Genomic DNA, 14,946 nt, shown 5'->3' on the forward strand with positions numbered 1-14,946 from the left:
TTCAGAGGGCCGGGTCCGCGCCCGGGGCCGGGGTGGGGACCGGGTACGGCTCCGGGGCCGCCGCGTCGAGGAGGCGGGACGGTTCCCCGGGCCGGGTGCGGCGGACGCCGTCGATGTGGAAGCCGTCGTAGGCCGCCATCGGGCCGTTCACATGTTCCACGGTTACTGGTGGCGCCCGCCCCCCGGTACGGCCCGTTCGTCGCCGCAGTGACCCCGTACCCCGTCAGCGGACCGGCCCCGTGCTTCCCGCACCGCGTGCCGCCGAGTCCCCGCCGGTCCTGACCCGGGGTGCCCTCGTGCGCCGGGGCGGTCTCCGCGCGCCGAGTCCGCCGTGGGCCTTGAGCGAACGTCCGGTCGCCGGGAATCAGCACACGATCGTGCGCCAAACGATCGTGTGCGGCTCACCGGACAGCGCGGGCCGGGCGCCACTCGCACCCGGCCCGCCGGCCCGTCCCTCTCGCGTCGAATCCCCGGACCGCCCTAGGGCAGCAGCCTCTCGATGGCCGCCGGGCCCTCCGACTCCAGCTTGCGACGCGCCCAGTCGAGGGTCTTCGGTGTGACGTCCCTGCCCGCCGCCATCACCAGGTCCTCCGGGGAGACGTCCCCGGGGGGCGCGGAGTGGAGCAGGGCGTCCGGGGTGCAGACGTCGTCCGACGCACGGGACTCTTCGGGTGTGGATGCCGACATGATGCCTCCTCCTCGGTCCGGATGACCGCATCCGTGCCGGTGCCTCCGAACGGGGCACACTCTCACCATTGCCCGCCCCGGCGCACCCTGCATCCGGAGCACGCCGTGGAGCGGGTGCGTAGCGCGTTCCCGCGCCACGCGAAACCACTCGCTCCTAAGCTGGAGAACATCCCGTGTGCGGGACGACGGCACCGGCCGGGACCCATCCGGCGGCCGGGGAGGCACCCGGCGGCCGGGGAGGCACCGGCGGACACCCGTGACACCCGCGGACGGAAACAACGCACCGCAATCGCTCACCGGGAGGCCGCCGATGGCCGCGACGCCGTTCGCCGAGGAAACCCCCGGGCCCCGGCCCCGCTACCTGCCCATCGCCGACCACGGCCTCATCGGCGATCTGCGCAGCGTCGCCCTGGTCGGCACCGACGGCACGATCGACTGGTACTGCTGCCCCTCCTTCGACTCCCCGAGCGTCTTCGCGGCGATCCTCGACGCCGAGCGCGGCGGACGCTACGAACTGGCCGCCGCCGTACCCGCGCGCACCAAGCAGTTCTACTTCCCCGACACCAACGTGCTGATCACCCGCTTCTTCACCGACGAGGGCGTCGGCGAGGTGCAGGACTTCATGCCGGTCGGCTGCGAAGAGTCCCTCGAGGTGACCCGGCACCGGCTGATCCGGCGCGTGGTGTGCGTCCGCGGCACCGTCCCCTTCCGCGCCCTGATCGCCCCGCGCTTCGACTACGGCGCCGCCCCGCACACCCTGCGCACCGTGGACGGCATGGTCTTCTTCGAGTCCCCCGACCTGTCCCTGGCGCTCACCTCGACCGTCGCCGTGGAGAGCGACGGCCGGGACGCGTGGGCCGAGTTCAAGCTGGGCGAGGGCGAGACGGCGGTGTTCGCCCTCGACCAGCTCGGCGCGCGGGTGCTGCCCCGCGGCTGCGCCCACGCCGAGGCGGAAGACGAGTTCAACGCCACCGTCGCCTACTGGCGCCGGTGGCTGCACCAGTCCCGCTACCGGGGCCGCTGGCGCGAGATGGTGCACCGCTCGGCGCTCACCCTGAAACTGCTCACCTACGCCCCCACCGGCGCCATCGTCGCCGCGCCCACCACCAGCCTGCCCGAGCAGCTCGGCGGCGAACGCAACTGGGACTACCGCTACGTCTGGGTCCGCGACGCCGCCTTCGCCGTCTACGCCCTGCTCCGGCTCGGGTTCAGCGGCGAGGCCGAGGCCTTCATGCGGTTCCTGACCACGCACATCAGCCCCGGCGACGGCGCCGCCTCCGGCCCGCTTCAGGTCATGTACGGCATCGACGGCCGCGCCGACCTGCCCGAACGCGAGCTGCCCCACCTGGAGGGACACCTCGGCTCCGCGCCGGTCCGGGTCGGCAACGCCGCCGCCGACCAGCTCCAGCTGGACATCTACGGCGCGCTGATCGACTCCGTCTACCTCTACGACAAGTGGGCCCAGCCCATCTCCAGCGGGCAGTGGGACGACCTGTGCCACCTCGTCGACTGGCTGTGCGACCACTGGGACCAGCCCGACGAGGGCGTCTGGGAGACCCGCGGCGGACGCAAGACCTTCCTGTACTCGCGGCTGATGTGCTGGGTCGCCATCGAACGGGCTATCCGCCTCGCCAACCACCGTGGCCTGCCCGCCGACCACCGCCGCTGGCGCCAGGCCCGGGACGCCGTCTACCGGCGGATCATGGACCGCGGCTGGTCCGAACGCCGGGGCGCCTTCGTCCAGTACGAGGGCGCCGACGTCCTCGACGCCTCCGTGCTGATGATGCCCCTCGCCAAGTTCATCGCCCCCACCGACCCCAAGTGGCTGTCCACCCTGGACGCCCTCACCGAGGACCTCGTCTCCGACTCCCTCGTCTACCGCTACGACCCCAAGGTCAGCCCCGACGGCCTCCGCGGCGACGAGGGCACCTTCTCCATCTGCTCGTTCTGGTACGTCGAGGCGCTGGTCCGGGCCGGCCGGCTCGACGAGGCGCGGCTGGCCTTCGAGAAGATGCTCACCTACGCCAACCATCTCGGCCTGTACGCCGAGGAGATCGGCCGCACCGGCGAGCAGCAGGGCAACTTCCCGCAGGCGTTCACCCATCTGTCCCTGATCAGCGCCGCGTTCAACCTGGACCGCGCGCTCGGCTGAACCGGCCGTTCGTCCCGGCGCGGCAACGGCTGTCACCGCCGTGTCACAGCCGGTCCGCGCCCCACAACCACCCCCGCCCCCGCCGGGTCGAACCCTGCACCGGCACCGACCACTCGGCTGACGGCCCATCATTCACCCCTGGGGGTAAGGGACATGACCATCGACACCCGTCGCACCGCGGGCTCCGCCGCCGTCGCGGCGGCCTCCTTCCTGCTGCTGGCCTCGGCCGGCGTCCTCGCCGCCCCGACCGCGTTCGCGGGCGTTCCCGGCGGCACCTCGGCCGCCGACCGCAACAGCGACTTCGACGGCGACGGCTACACCGACCTGCTCACCGGGGTTCCCGAGGGCACCGTCGACGGCAAGGAGGGCGCCGGCTACGTCACCGTGCAGTACGGCGCCCCGAACGGCATCGGCAGCGCCACCACCGTCCCCAGGGGGCGGGTGCAGGTCATCAGCCAGTCCACCCGGGGCGTGCCCGGCACCTCCGAGTCCTGGGACGACTTCGGCCAGGCCGTCGCCACCGGCGACCTGGACGGCGACGGCTACGACGACGCGGTGATCGGCGCGCCCGGCGAGGACGAGGGCACCGTCGCCGACGCCGGCCGGGTCACCGTCCTGTACGGCTCGAAGCAGGGCCTCGGCACCGGACCGAACGCCTCGGTCACCGCCGCCCGGCCCACCGCCGGCGCCCGCTTCGGCCTGGCGGTGGCCGCCGCCCGGTTCACCGGCGACGTCGACTCCGACCAACTGGTGGCCGTCGACCAGAACGTCGGCCTCACCGCGTTCACCTGGCACGCGGGCGTCCTGCGGCGGGTCGGCGCCCCGCACTCCACCGGCCACCGGCTCCAGCCCGGCCGCGTCACCACCGGCGACTACGACCGCGACGGTTTCGCCGACCTGGTCGTCTCCGGCCACAGCCCCGACGACGACTACGCCAAGGGCTGGTCGGCGTACTACGCGGGCGGCCCCGAGGGCCTCGCCTACCGGCGCGACCTGCACGGCGGTCTCGGCTCCGCCTCCGGCGACCTCGACGGCGACGGCTACGACGACCTCGTCCTCGGCCGGCTCGACGCCGCCGACGAGGCCGGCGGCGCCGCGAACGCCCCCGGCGGCCTGGTCGGCGTCTACCACGGCGGCCCGGACGGCCCGGCCGGCACCCGGGGTCCCGGCACCGCCCCGCAGTGGTGATCGCAGAACTCCCCGGGCGTCCCCGGCACCGCCGAACAGGGCGACGCGTGGGGCGCCGACCTGTCCGCCGCCGACGTGGACGGCGACGGCTACGCGGACGTGGCGGTCGGTGCGCCCGGCGAGGACGTCGGCACCGTCGCCGACGCCGGCGCCGTCTGGCTGCTGCGCGGCTCCCGCACCGGCCTCACCGCCGCCAACGCCCGCTCCTTCGACCAGAACACCGCCCACGTCCCCGGCACCGCCGAGGCCGACGACGCCTGGGGCGCGCAGGTGCGCCTCGCGGACACCGACGGCGACGGCCGCGCCGAACTGCTGGCCGCCGCCCCCGGCGAGAACGCCGGTGACGGCGCCGTCTGGCTGCTCCCGGCGAGCGGGGACGGCCCGCTCGCCGAGGGCTCCTGGTCCTACGGCGCCGCCGACCTCGGCGCCGCCGCGCACGCGGCCCGCTTCGGCGCCGTGATCGACGAGTAGCGGCACCCGGCCGATCGGCCGGTGTGTCCGCAGGTCGCACGGGTACCCGGGGTCTCCCACAGCGGAATCGACCCTGGTCCCGACAGAGGGAGGAGACCCCGGATGACCAGCACCAGCGAGACCGGCGACGTCACCGGCACCCGCGACAAGGACTACAACCTCATCTGGTACGTCGAGGCGTGCCTGAGCAACGCCCTGCGGCTGGAGCAGTACGTCCAGGACGCCGAGCGGGACAAGGACAACGAGGTCGCGGAGCTGTTCCGCAAGGCCCAGTCCGACAGCCGCAAGGGCGCCGAACTGGGCAAGCAGCTCCTGCGCTCCCGGCTCGGCGGCGGCTGACGCGCGCCTTCGCCCGGGCGCACCGGGAACCGGGGACGGGCCCGGCGGACCGCACCCGCGTGGTCACCGCGCCGCCACGCGCCGGCCACGGCCGTGGCGAACGCGGTGGAGGCGGCGTCGTCCGCCGGGCCGTCGCCGTCCCCGGGCCCCGCGCGAACAGCCCCGCGCCTCACGGCAGCGGCTGTTCCGCCCAGATCACCTTGCCGTGCGGGGTGTACCGGGTCCCCCAGCGCTCGGCGAGCTGCGCGACCAGGAACAGGCCCCGGCCGCCCTCGTCGGTGCTCGCCGCGTACCGCAGGTGCGGCGAGGTCGTGCTGCGGTCGGAGACCTCGCAGATCAGCGTGCGGTCGCGCAGCAGCCGTACCCCGATCGGGCCGCGCCCGTAGCGGATGGCGTTGGTGACCAGCTCGCTCAGGATCAGCTCCGTCGTGAACGCCAGCTCCTGAAGGCCCCAGTCGGCCAGCCGCCCGGTCACCGAGGACCGCACCTGCGCCACCGCCGCCGGATCGGCCGGCACCTGCCACTGCGCGACCCGGTCCCCGCCCAGCACCCGGGTGCGGGCCACGATCAGCGCCACGTCGTCGCTCGGCCGGGCCGGCAGCCGGTCCAGCACCGCCCGGCAGGTCTCCTCCGCGGAGGCGCCCGGCGTCCGGCGCAGGGCGTCGCCCAGCGCGGCGAGACCCTCGTCGAAGTCCCGCTCCCGGTCCTCCACCAGACCGTCGGTGTACAGCACCAGCCGGCTGCCCTCCGCCAGCTCCAGCTCCGCCGTCTCGAACGGCAGCCCGCCCAGCCCCAGCGGCGGACCCGCGGGCACCTCCGGGAACTCCACCGTGCCGTCCGGGCGCACCAGCGCGGGCGGCGGATGGCCGGCCCGGGCCAGGGTGCACCGCCGGGACACCGGGTCGTAGATCGCGTACAGGCAGGTCGCACCCGTCACCACGGCCCCGCCCGCCACCGCGGTCTCGTCCTGGTCGAGCCGCCCCACCAGCTCGTCCAGCAGGCCGAGGAGTTCGTCCGGCGGCAGGTCGAGCGCCGAGAAGTTGTGCACGGCCGTCCGCAGCCGGCCCATCGTCGCCGCCGCGTGCAGCCCGTGCCCCACCACGTCCCCGACGACGAGCGCCACCCGGGCGCCCGACAGCGGCAGCACGTCGAACCAGTCGCCGCCGACCCCGGCCTGGGCCGGCAGATAGCGGTAGGCGATCTCCAGGGCGCCCTGCTCGGGCAGGGACCGCGGCAGCAGGCTGCGCTGGAGGGTGACGGCCATGCTGTGCTCACGGGTGTACCGGCGGGCGTTGTCGATGGACACCGCCGCCCGCGCCACCAGCTCCTCCGCCAGGGACACCTCCTCGGCGTCGAACGGCTGCGGCTTCTCCGCCCGCCAGAAGTTCGCCACGCCCAGCACCAGGCTGCCGGCCCGCAGCGGCACGGTGATCAGCGAGTGGATGCCGTAGTCCAGCACCTGGTCGGTGCGCTCCAGGTCCTGCGCCCGCCAGCCGGGCGCCTCGCGCAGCCGTTCCACCACGACCGACTGCCCGGTGGCCAGCGCGCGGGACTGGGGCGAGGTGGGCACGAAGCGGATCCGCTCGCCGAGCGGGTACAGCGGGGCGTCCTCGCGCACCCCCGCGCAGGCCGTGCGGCGCAGTGCCGTGCCCGGCCGGGGCTCCTCCCCGCTCAGCACCGCGTCGAACAGGTCCACGGTGGCGAAGTCCGCGAACCGGGGCACCGCCAGCCCCGCCAGTTCCTCGGCGGTCCGCGACACGTCCAGGCTGGTGCCGATGCCCACCCCGGCGTCGTAGAGCATGTTCAGCCGTTCCCGGGCCACCTCCGCGCGGCCCGACAGGGCGCGCAGCTCGGTGGAGTCGCGCAGCGTGGTGACGCTGCCGGCCGGTCCGCCGCGCAGGTCCGTGGGCCGCTGGTTGATCGCCAGCAGACGGTCCTTGACCAGGTGCACCTCGTCGGTGGCCACTCGCCCGGAGGCCAGCAGGTCCGCCGTCTCGTCGTCCAGGCCCAGCTCCCGCACATGCCGCCGCTCGGCGTCGGCGGGCAGGCCGAGCAGCCGGTGGGCCTCGTCGTTGGCGAGCAGCAGCCGGCCGTCCCCGCCGACGATCAGCACGCCCTCGCGGACCGCGTGCAGGACCGCGTCGTGGTGCTCGTACATCCGGGTCATCTCGTACGGCCCGAGCCCGTGCGTCTGACGCAGCAGCCGTCTGCTGACCAGGGCCGTGCCCGCCGTCGCCAGTGCCAGCGCGGCGGCGGCCGCGGCGAGCAGCAACGGCAGCTGCTGATCGGCCGTGCCGCCCACGTGCGCGGTGGTGATCCCGGCGGACACCAGCCCCACCACCTTGCCCGCCGCATCCCGCACCGGCACCACGACCTGCACCAGCGGGCCGATGGTGCCGGTGATGTGCTCGGTGACCGTCCGGCCGGCCAGGGCGGGCGCGATCGTGCCGACGAACTTCTTGCCGATGCGGTCGGTCTTGGGGTGCGTGTAACGGATGCCGTGCGTGTCCATCACCACGACGAAGTCCACGCCGGTGGCCGTACGGGCGGCCTCCGCGCGCGGCTGGAGCACGGCCGTGGGATCGGGGGAGCGCAGGGCCTCGGCCGTGCCCGGCGCGTTGGCGAAGGTCTCGGCCACGGCGAGGGAACGGCCCGCGGCCTCGACGTCGGTGTCGTGCCGGACCTGGAGCACCTGGGCCACCACCGCCGAGACGACCAGCAGCAGCACGATCACCACTTGCAGGACGAACACCTGGCCGGCCACGCTGCGTCCGGTCACCGCCGACCGGAGCGCCCCGGGCCGGCCGCCGCCCGCGTCCGGTGCCGGGCGCGGCGGACCGTCAGGTGCCCGCGGGTGCCCGAACGTTCGGGGCGGCCGGGGAGCGGACCGGCCGGGCAGTCGCACCATGTGCCCATGTCTACACTGCCCGGCGCCGTCAGGCGAGGCCGTCACCCGGGGCGCCGACGCCCGACCGGGGGAGCCCCGGGGAGCCGGGTGCGTGGCCGGAAAGCGGTCACCGGCTGCGGGGCGAGCGCCGGACCGTGGAGGCGGGGGAGCGGTACCCCGTAGGGGAGCGGCGCGTCAGACCTCGGGTGTCCGGCGCGGCAGCGGCAGGCTGCGCAGGGCGAGGAGCAGGACGCCGATGTCGTCCAGGTACACCGGGTCGGGCAGCAGGTCGGTGGGCAGCAGCAGATAGGCGACCGCGCCCCAGAACACCCACCGGGGGCCCGTCGGCAGCCCCGCCCGTCGCAGCGTCCGCCGGGCCCCTACCAGCCGCACCAGCAGGGCGACGGCGACGGCGAGCAGCGCCACGCCGACGCAGGCCGCGATCAGCACAACGGTGTGGGTCGTGTTCATGAAGGCTCCTTGTCCGGCCGCCGGGAGCGGTCAGGACGGCTTCTCGTCCCCGGGCACCGGGGTGTCGTCCGGTACCCGGGTGCCGTCGGCCGCGTGGGTCTCGGTCACCGTGGCGGGTTCCGGCTGCGGCCGGCCCCAAGCGGTGGGTTTCAGCCGCTCCAGGGTCCGTGTCAGCTGCTGCAGCGCGCCCGGTGTCCGGGGGCCGGGCCGCTGCTGCGGCAGGGCGGGCGCGGGGACGTCACGATAGGCGGCCAGCGCCTCCAGCGCCTGCTCGGCGGCCTGCTTGTACAGGTCCCGGGACTTCGTCATGGCCTCGAGGGCGTCGGCGTACATCGCGACCAGCCGCCGCTCGCGTTCCAGCTGCTCCTGCAGGGTCATCAGGGTCCAGTTCTCGCGCAGGTCCGCCAGCGCCTCGGCGGCGTCCGGGGACAGGGGGCGGGGCAGGGCCAGGAAGCGCCGCAGCACCGCGATGAGCCCGGCCGGTTCCGAACCGTCCAGGAAGACGGTGCGCACACTGTGCTCGCGGCCGTCGTGGTCCGCGGGGGCCGGGTCCGGGGGCAGCAGCACCGCACCGCCGCGGGGCACCTCGACGCCGAGGTCCTTCAGCGCCCAGTTGACCCCGCGCAGCTGCTGCGGCGCGGCCCGGTGCTCGATCACGCGGTGCCGCAGACCGGGCGGGAGCAGTCCCGTCAGCGGCAGCCGGCCCCGCTCGTCCGGCGTCATCGCCTCGTGCACGACGACATGGACGCACCACGCCTCCCGGGCCGCGTCCCGCAGCCGGCGGCGCATCTCCTTGTCGTCCTCGGGCAGCGCGTTGACGTGCCGGAAGCGCAGTCCGGGGACCGTGGGGTGGTGGTCCCAGGAGCCGTCGTCGTCCTCGCCGGAGCCGCCGTCGGGCCAGAACAGGGTCGCGGGCGAGGGCCACGCGTCGTCCCACGGCCGCTCCGCCTCCGCGACCAGCCGCCACGCGTGCCCCTGCGGGCGGCCCTGATGCGGTACGAGGGTCAGCCGGGCGCGCACGGTCACCGCGCCCCCGGCCCGCCACCGGGCCTCGAAGACCCGGCGGCCGGGATCCCCGGCCACGGGCGGCTCGGCGAAGTCGTCGATGTCCCCGCTCTCCTTGTGCCGGCGCAGGGTGCGGCGGACGACCTCCTCGGGTGCGGGACCGGTGTGACGGCCCCGCACCGCCCAGAGGGTCGGCGGGACGGTGGCGTGGTCGGTGGCGGAGTTCGACATGAGCCAATCTGCTGATGGGGGCGGGTGCGCTTCCCAGTATCACCGTTCGGCGGGAGGACACGGCCGCGGGGGCCGTACCCCGCGCGTCGCCCGGGAGCACGCCGGTCGTACCGGCGCGCGCCGTACGCCCGGACGCGGCACGGCGCACGCCGGGGCCGGGTACGGCGCGCCGGCCCACCCGCACAGGTGATCCCCGACCTGTTTCCGCCATGTCGACGCGATATATCGTCTATCGATACGATATATCTTGGTCTGGTGTTCCTTGCCGGGTGCGTGGTGGCCGCCGGGTGGCTCGTGCTGCTGCCGGCCGCGGCGGACACGGTGTGGGCGCCCGCCACCTGCTTCGTCATGGGCGCGCTCGGCTGGCTGGTGCGGCACGCCCCGCGCGGGGACCGTACGCCTCCCGGGGCCGCGCTCGCCCTGACCGCGCTCGGCCTGCTCGTGCTCGCGGTGCGGGTCGCGGCCCTCGGCCCCTGGCCGGACGTGCCCGGAGCGGGCGCGGTGCGTGGCGGCGGCCTCGGCCGGACGGCGGCCCTCGCCCGCTGACCGCGGCGCCGGCCGTGACCGCGGGCCGCGACCTCCTCCGCCGCTGAGCGGCCCGCCGGGCCTCCCCGGCCGTCGTCGTCCGGCCCGCCGGGGCTTCCCTCCGGGCCGCCCGGCGCTCCGATGGACCGTCAGGTCGGGTTTCCCCGGCCCTGTTTGGGGGTTTTCCCGGAACAACCCCGGAGAACGACCCCGAATGTCCACAGGGCCGGGCGGACCGCTCCCGGCGGTTGTCCACAGGCCCGGACGGCTGTCGGATCCTCGTGCCAAGATCGCCGCATGCTCACTCACGACCTGCTGCCCGCCGAATCCCACCGGTCCACGACCTACGCGCTCTGGGTCGCGGCCCACGACCCGGACGCCGGGAGCGCCGCCGTCGCCCTGCTCGACGAGACGGCGGCGGCGGTGTCGGCGGCGTACCCGAAGATGGGGCGCTGCCTGGAGCGGCTGCGGCGGTCGGCGAGCGGGCTGCCGCCGGCCCATCTGCCCTGGTTCTGGGACACGGTGGCACACCGCCTGCTGGGCTACCCCGGCGGTGCCGCCGCCAAGGCCTACACCCTGGCCCGCAAGGCGGAGCAGGAGCACGCGCTGCCCGTCGACCCCGGCTGGCGACGGGCCAACGCGCTGTTCTTCGCGGCCCGGGGCGCCCTGCCGGCGAAGGAACTGAGCGAGCATCAGCGCTGGCTGGCCGGACACCTGGACCCCGCCGAGGCGCACGAGGAGTACGTGCGGGTGCTCACCGCCTGGGCCGCCTCCCCCGGGGACCTCCCCGCCGACCTCGCCCGCCGCGTGGCCGCGTCCGCCCGCGCCGCCGGCCTCGGCACCGAGGAGGACGCCCGGGTCCTCGGCCACGTCCTCGGCGCCGCGCGCGGCAAGGCGGTTCCGGACGCCCTGCTGGAGGCCGCCGCGGGCCCGCTCGGCGACCACCCCCAGGACCCCGGCGTCCAGGCCGCGTTGCTCGACCTGTTCCCCGACTCCCGCAAGGACGCGGCGGCCTGGCTGCGGCTGCTGCTGCGCGGCGGCATCGTGGACGCGGTGGCGGCCGGGCACCTCGATCCCCAGGGCGGCCCGGCCGGCTGGCTGAACCGGTACACGCGCACGTACCGGCACCAGAGGGTGGCCTACGGCGGTGTGGCGGGCCAGCCCGTGCCCGCCGAACTCTTCGAGATCGTCACCCGGTTCGCCCCCCGGCTGCGCGCCGCCGGCACCCCGGTGGTGATCCACGAGGACCGGTACCGCTGGCCGGCCCTGGACGCCGACCTGCTGGACGCCTGCCTCGCCGAGGGCATCGAGGTCGCGGACCCCGGCGACGCCGTGGAGCTGACGTTCTGGGCCGACCGCTCGCGCCGCGATCTGTCGGCCCTGGCCGCCCACCCCGTCTTCGGCCGCCGCCTGGAGGGCACCGTGCACGAGGGGCTGCGCGGCACCGGCACGGCGATCACCCGGCTCCCGGAGAACGCCGGTATCGCCACCGAGGTGCACGCCCGCGTCGAGGGCCTGCTCGGCGAGCTGCGCGGCGGCGGGCTCGCCGCGGCCGACGAGGCGGTCACCGAACTGGCCGGGCTGCTCGACCGGCCCACCGCCACCGCGTTGGACGGCATCGAGGAGGCACTGGCGGACCTGGACCTCACCGGCCCGCTGGCCCGCGCCCTGCGCGCCGGGCTGCCCGAGGAACTGGGCTGGCCCGCCCTGGACTCGGCCCTCGCCGGCTTCGACCCGGCCGACTCCCTCCGCGTGACCTGCACCTGGCCCGTCCTGACCGTCTACGGCGCCGGCCGCGCCGTGGCCGTCGACCCCACCGGCACCCGCGCGACCTGCGCCTTCCGGGTGCCGGAGGAGGCGACCGAGCACACCGTCCACTACGCAGGCGGCCAGTTCCTCGTCAGCTGGCACTCCGGCGACCGCCACACCGGAGCCCGGGCGTACTGGTCCGGCCGGCCCCAGGAGGTGTTCACCCCCGAGGACGGGTACGGCCTGCGGCCGTACGGCGGACTGATCCAGGGCGGGTTCGGCTACCAGTTCGAGACCCCGGACCGCGGCGGCCGGTTCGACGGGCAGCGGGTGCTGCGGCCGGGCGGACGCGAGGGCATCGGCCACCACGACTTCCAGCTGAGCGACGGCCGCCGCCTCTACGGCGCCCAGGTGTTCCACACCCGCGGCAACTGGACCCCGTACGACCCCGCGACCGGCGCGCCCGCGGCCGACCGCACCCTGCCGGACTTCCACCGCGACCGGGACGTCCCGCCCGGCATGGAGGAGTTCGAGGGCGGGCAGTACCTCGCGGTGCTCCCCGAGGACGCCCCGCCCTCCCCGCTCGGCCAGGACGGACGGCTCGTCGGCTGCCGCGTCCTGAACCGCACGCCCCACCAGGGCCCGTCGCCGACCGAATTCCTGCTGGAGTCCGTCGACGGCCGCACCGCCCGCTTCCGCAGCCGCCGCTTCGGCCGCCACCCCTGGGGCGTCCTCGGCCTCCCCGAGGGCGGCGAGGACGCCGTCACCGTCGGCGAGACCACCGTCCGCTGCCACGCCGCCGCGGACAACTCCCTGCTGTGGCAGGTGCACGGCTTCGTCCCGCCCGCCGACCGCGACCGCGACCGTCCGCCCACCCTCGGCGAGCAGGCCGGACCCGTGCCACCGCCCGCGTTCTGGCACTTCCTCACCCCCCGCGACGCACGCTCCTCCAAGGCGCTGCGCACCGTCTCCGCCCCGACCGTGCGCGCCCTGCTCGACGCCGCCCTCGCCACCGCGGACGACGGCACGCTCCGCGACCGGGTCACCCGGCTGCTGCCCGACGTCGGCGACCGCCGGGTGCGCGACGGCGTGGTGCGCGCGGCCCGGCTCGCCGCCGGCGTCCTGCGCCGCCGCGAGGACCTGTCCCGCCGTGTCGGCATCATGCGCTCCGGACCGGCCGTCACCCTGCCCGCCGACGCTCCGGACACCGCGCTCGTCCCCGCCCTCGCGGGCCTGCTGCCCGACCTGCGCGCCCACGAGACCCACGCACCCGAGCGGCACTGCGGCACCCTCACCGCCCTCGCCGCCGACGGCCGCTTCCTGCGCGGCGAGATCGACGACGAGACCCGCGCCCTCGCCCCGCCCGCGCGCCCCGCCGAATGGCAGGTGCTGCTCGGCGACATCGACGCCGTCGCCTGGCGGGCCGCCGTCGAGACCACGCCCGCGGACGAACGCACCGCGCTGAACGCCCTGCTGCGGACCTGGTGCGAGCAGCCCTTCGCCCGGCCCGGCGGCACCTGGCGCACCGGCCGGGCCCCGCAGGAGGCCCTGGCCGCCGCACCCGACGCGGCGGCGGGCCCCGACCGCGGCGGACTGCGCCGCTTCGTGCAGCCGGCCGCCGGTCCCGCCCCCGCCCGTACCGAGGAGGAGCGGACGGTCACGATCACCCGGGACGACGCCGCCCGGCTCACCCGCCTGCTGGAACTGGCCGAACGGCACGGACCGGTCCCGCTGACCCCCGAGGCGCTCGCCGTCTTCTCCCGGCGCACCGGCGTACGACGCCCCGTCGCCGCCCTGGCCCTCGCCGGCCTGCCCCGGCGGGCGGGGTACGACGAGCACGCCAGGATGCTGCGCTCCAAGCCGTACAAGGCGAACAAGACCACGGCCGGGGAGTACGACGCCTTCTGCCACCGGCTCGGCCCCGAGGGCCGGCGCGCCCTGCTCGCCGCCGGGCTCCCGGAGGACCCGGCCGACCTGTGGACGGCGGACGGCCCGGTCCGGGCCGCCGAGCGCATGGCCGAGGTCTGGGCGCGGCGGCTCGGCACCCGCCCCTACGCCGACGAGGAACTGGCCGACGCCCTGGAGACGGACCTCGGCCTGGACGCCGACTGGGCCCGCGCCCTGCCCGCGGGCCGGCCGCCGTCCCCCTGGGGCGGACGCGTGCTGGCCGCCGCCCGCGGCGGCCGGCTCCACCTGCACCGGGCCGGGCCGGACGGCACGGCCGGGGAGTGGATACGCTCCGACCGGGCCCCGCACACCGAGGCGCTGACCGTGATCGCCTGGGCCCTGACCGAGCGGCCGGTCGGCGACCCGGCGGCCGAGGGGGCCCTCAAGCTGCACGAGCACCTGCGCGCCTGGTTCGCGGCGCCGGACACCCTGGTCGAACTGCCGGCGCTCCCGGCACTGGCCCGCGCGGTCGCCGGGGACCCGGCCTTCCGGCCCTGCGCGGGCGGTGTGCTCGCGCGCCCCGAGCCGCTGCCGGACACCGCCACGGCGGCGCCCGCGGCGGTGGACGACGGGACGCTCGTGGTCGCCGTGCCCGGCGGGGACGTGTTCCTGCGCACGGCCGCCCTCGCGGACCCGGCGCGGGCGGCCCGGCCGCTGGACCTGGCCGACCGGCTGGACCTGCCCCGGCTCGGGCGGGAGGTGACGCGGATCCGGACACTGCTCGACGGCGTGGCCCGGATGGCGGCCCGCGCGGCCGGCACCCCCGTGCCCGTCGGCGGCTACGAGGCCAATCCCGCGCTCAGCGTCCCCGGCCTGGTCGCCGAGGTCGCCGGGCGGCTCGGCGTGGGAGCGGACGCCGCCGCGCTGTACCTCCAGCTGCGCGCCCTCGCCCGGCCCACGGACCGCGGCGTCCGCCGCTGGAACGGCTGGACGGCCGCCCGGCACAAGGCGGCGCAGGCGGAACTGGTGGCGGCCGGCGCGGTGGAGACCGGACGGCGGCCCCGCGCCGGCCGCACGGCCTTCGTCCCCGGCGCCTGGGAGACCCTGGAGGCGCCCCACCTGCCCGTGGAGGAGGGCAAGCTCGTCACCCACGGCGCGGTCCGGGCGGGCAAGGCCGTGTACGGCCCGTTCCCCCGGCTGCTGCCCCCGGTGCCGCTGCACGAACTGTTCGCGCGGGCGGCTGAGGACTGAACGACGGCGGGGCCGGCGCGCCCGACGGCTTCCCGCGCCCGGTCCTGGTCGCGCTGATCCTCTCCCAGGTCTCCGGGTGGTCCACGATGGCGAAGATGGTGCG

Annotated in this window: 9 protein-coding genes and 1 pseudogene; 5 read left to right on the plus strand and 5 right to left on the minus strand. The window is 76.2% G+C overall.

Translation table 11 applies throughout. From position 1 onward, the window contains the following. Window position 1 precedes the first annotated feature (1 nt). Together ACZ63H_RS16785 and ACZ63H_RS16790 are read right to left on the minus strand one after the other, a co-directional pair. Window positions 2-151 carry a hypothetical protein gene (locus ACZ63H_RS16785; protein ID WP_469865619.1) on the minus strand — a complete coding sequence of 50 codons (150 nt, stop codon included), beginning with the start codon at window positions 149-151 and terminating at the stop codon, window positions 2-4. A gap of 329 nt (window positions 152-480) precedes the next feature. Then, window positions 481-687, minus strand: coding sequence for a hypothetical protein (locus ACZ63H_RS16790; protein WP_467937118.1), 207 nt, complete (start codon window positions 685-687; stop codon window positions 481-483). Window positions 688-997: 310 nt separating this feature from the next. On the opposite strand from ACZ63H_RS16790, the gene ACZ63H_RS16795 reads away from it, so the two are divergent. The 3 genes and pseudogenes from ACZ63H_RS16795 to ACZ63H_RS16805 all read left to right on the plus strand — a co-directional run bounded on the left by ACZ63H_RS16795 (window position 998) and on the right by ACZ63H_RS16805 (window position 4,837). After that, window positions 998-2,839, plus strand: coding sequence for a glycoside hydrolase family 15 protein (locus ACZ63H_RS16795; RefSeq protein ID WP_469865621.1), 1,842 nt, complete (start codon window positions 998-1,000; stop codon window positions 2,837-2,839). 153 nt (window positions 2,840-2,992) lie between these two features. Next, window positions 2,993-4,498, plus strand: a pseudogene (locus ACZ63H_RS16800) (esterase). Between the two features lie 102 nt (window positions 4,499-4,600). Then, window positions 4,601-4,837, plus strand: a complete 237-nt coding sequence (locus ACZ63H_RS16805; protein WP_467937124.1) for a hypothetical protein — start codon at window positions 4,601-4,603, stop codon at window positions 4,835-4,837. Window positions 4,838-5,006: 169 nt separating this feature from the next. On the opposite strand, the gene ACZ63H_RS16810 is transcribed toward ACZ63H_RS16805, so the two are convergent. The 3 genes from ACZ63H_RS16810 to ACZ63H_RS16820 all read right to left on the minus strand — a co-directional run bounded on the left by ACZ63H_RS16810 (window position 5,007) and on the right by ACZ63H_RS16820 (window position 9,431). Then, window positions 5,007-7,745, minus strand: coding sequence for a SpoIIE family protein phosphatase (locus tag ACZ63H_RS16810; RefSeq protein ID WP_469865623.1), 2,739 nt, complete (start codon window positions 7,743-7,745; stop codon window positions 5,007-5,009). A 174-nt stretch (window positions 7,746-7,919) separates the two neighbouring features. Then, window positions 7,920-8,195: a DUF1232 domain-containing protein gene (locus tag ACZ63H_RS16815; protein WP_469865625.1), complete on the minus strand. Its 276-nt coding sequence runs from the start codon at window positions 8,193-8,195 to the stop codon at window positions 7,920-7,922. A 30-nt stretch (window positions 8,196-8,225) separates the two neighbouring features. Then, the gene (locus ACZ63H_RS16820) at window positions 8,226-9,431 is read right to left on the minus strand and encodes a hypothetical protein (RefSeq protein ID WP_469865627.1); all 1,206 of its coding nucleotides are present in this window, start codon (window positions 9,429-9,431) and stop codon (window positions 8,226-8,228) included. Between the two features lie 255 nt (window positions 9,432-9,686). On the opposite strand from ACZ63H_RS16820, the gene ACZ63H_RS16825 reads away from it, so the two are divergent. After that, window positions 9,687-9,977, plus strand: coding sequence for a hypothetical protein (locus ACZ63H_RS16825; RefSeq protein ID WP_469865629.1), 291 nt, complete (start codon window positions 9,687-9,689; stop codon window positions 9,975-9,977). 276 nt (window positions 9,978-10,253) lie between these two features. Further along, a complete protein-coding gene (locus ACZ63H_RS16830) occupies window positions 10,254-14,843 on the plus strand; it encodes a hypothetical protein (protein WP_469865631.1) in 4,590 nt (1,529 codons plus the stop codon). Window positions 14,844-14,946: the final 103 nt, after the last annotated feature.

The sequence above is a fragment of the Streptomyces sp. NPDC104831 genome, from assembly GCF_055583025.1.

Excerpts from the sequence above, each read along its gene's own strand:
- ACZ63H_RS16795 (WP_469865621.1), top strand. The coding sequence starts at position 998 with ATGGCCGCGACGCCGTTCGCCGAGGAAACCCCCGGGCCCCGGCCCCGC.
- ACZ63H_RS16830 (WP_469865631.1), top strand. The coding sequence starts at position 10,254 with ATGCTCACTCACGACCTGCTGCCCGCCGAATCCCACCGGTCCACGACC.
- ACZ63H_RS16810 (WP_469865623.1), bottom strand. The coding sequence starts at position 7,745 with ATGGTGCGACTGCCCGGCCGGTCCGCTCCCCGGCCGCCCCGAACGTTC.
- ACZ63H_RS16820 (WP_469865627.1), bottom strand. The coding sequence starts at position 9,431 with ATGTCGAACTCCGCCACCGACCACGCCACCGTCCCGCCGACCCTCTGG.
- ACZ63H_RS16790 (WP_467937118.1), bottom strand. The coding sequence starts at position 687 with ATGTCGGCATCCACACCCGAAGAGTCCCGTGCGTCGGACGACGTCTGC.
- ACZ63H_RS16805 (WP_467937124.1), top strand. The coding sequence starts at position 4,601 with ATGACCAGCACCAGCGAGACCGGCGACGTCACCGGCACCCGCGACAAG.
- ACZ63H_RS16815 (WP_469865625.1), bottom strand. The coding sequence starts at position 8,195 with ATGAACACGACCCACACCGTTGTGCTGATCGCGGCCTGCGTCGGCGTG.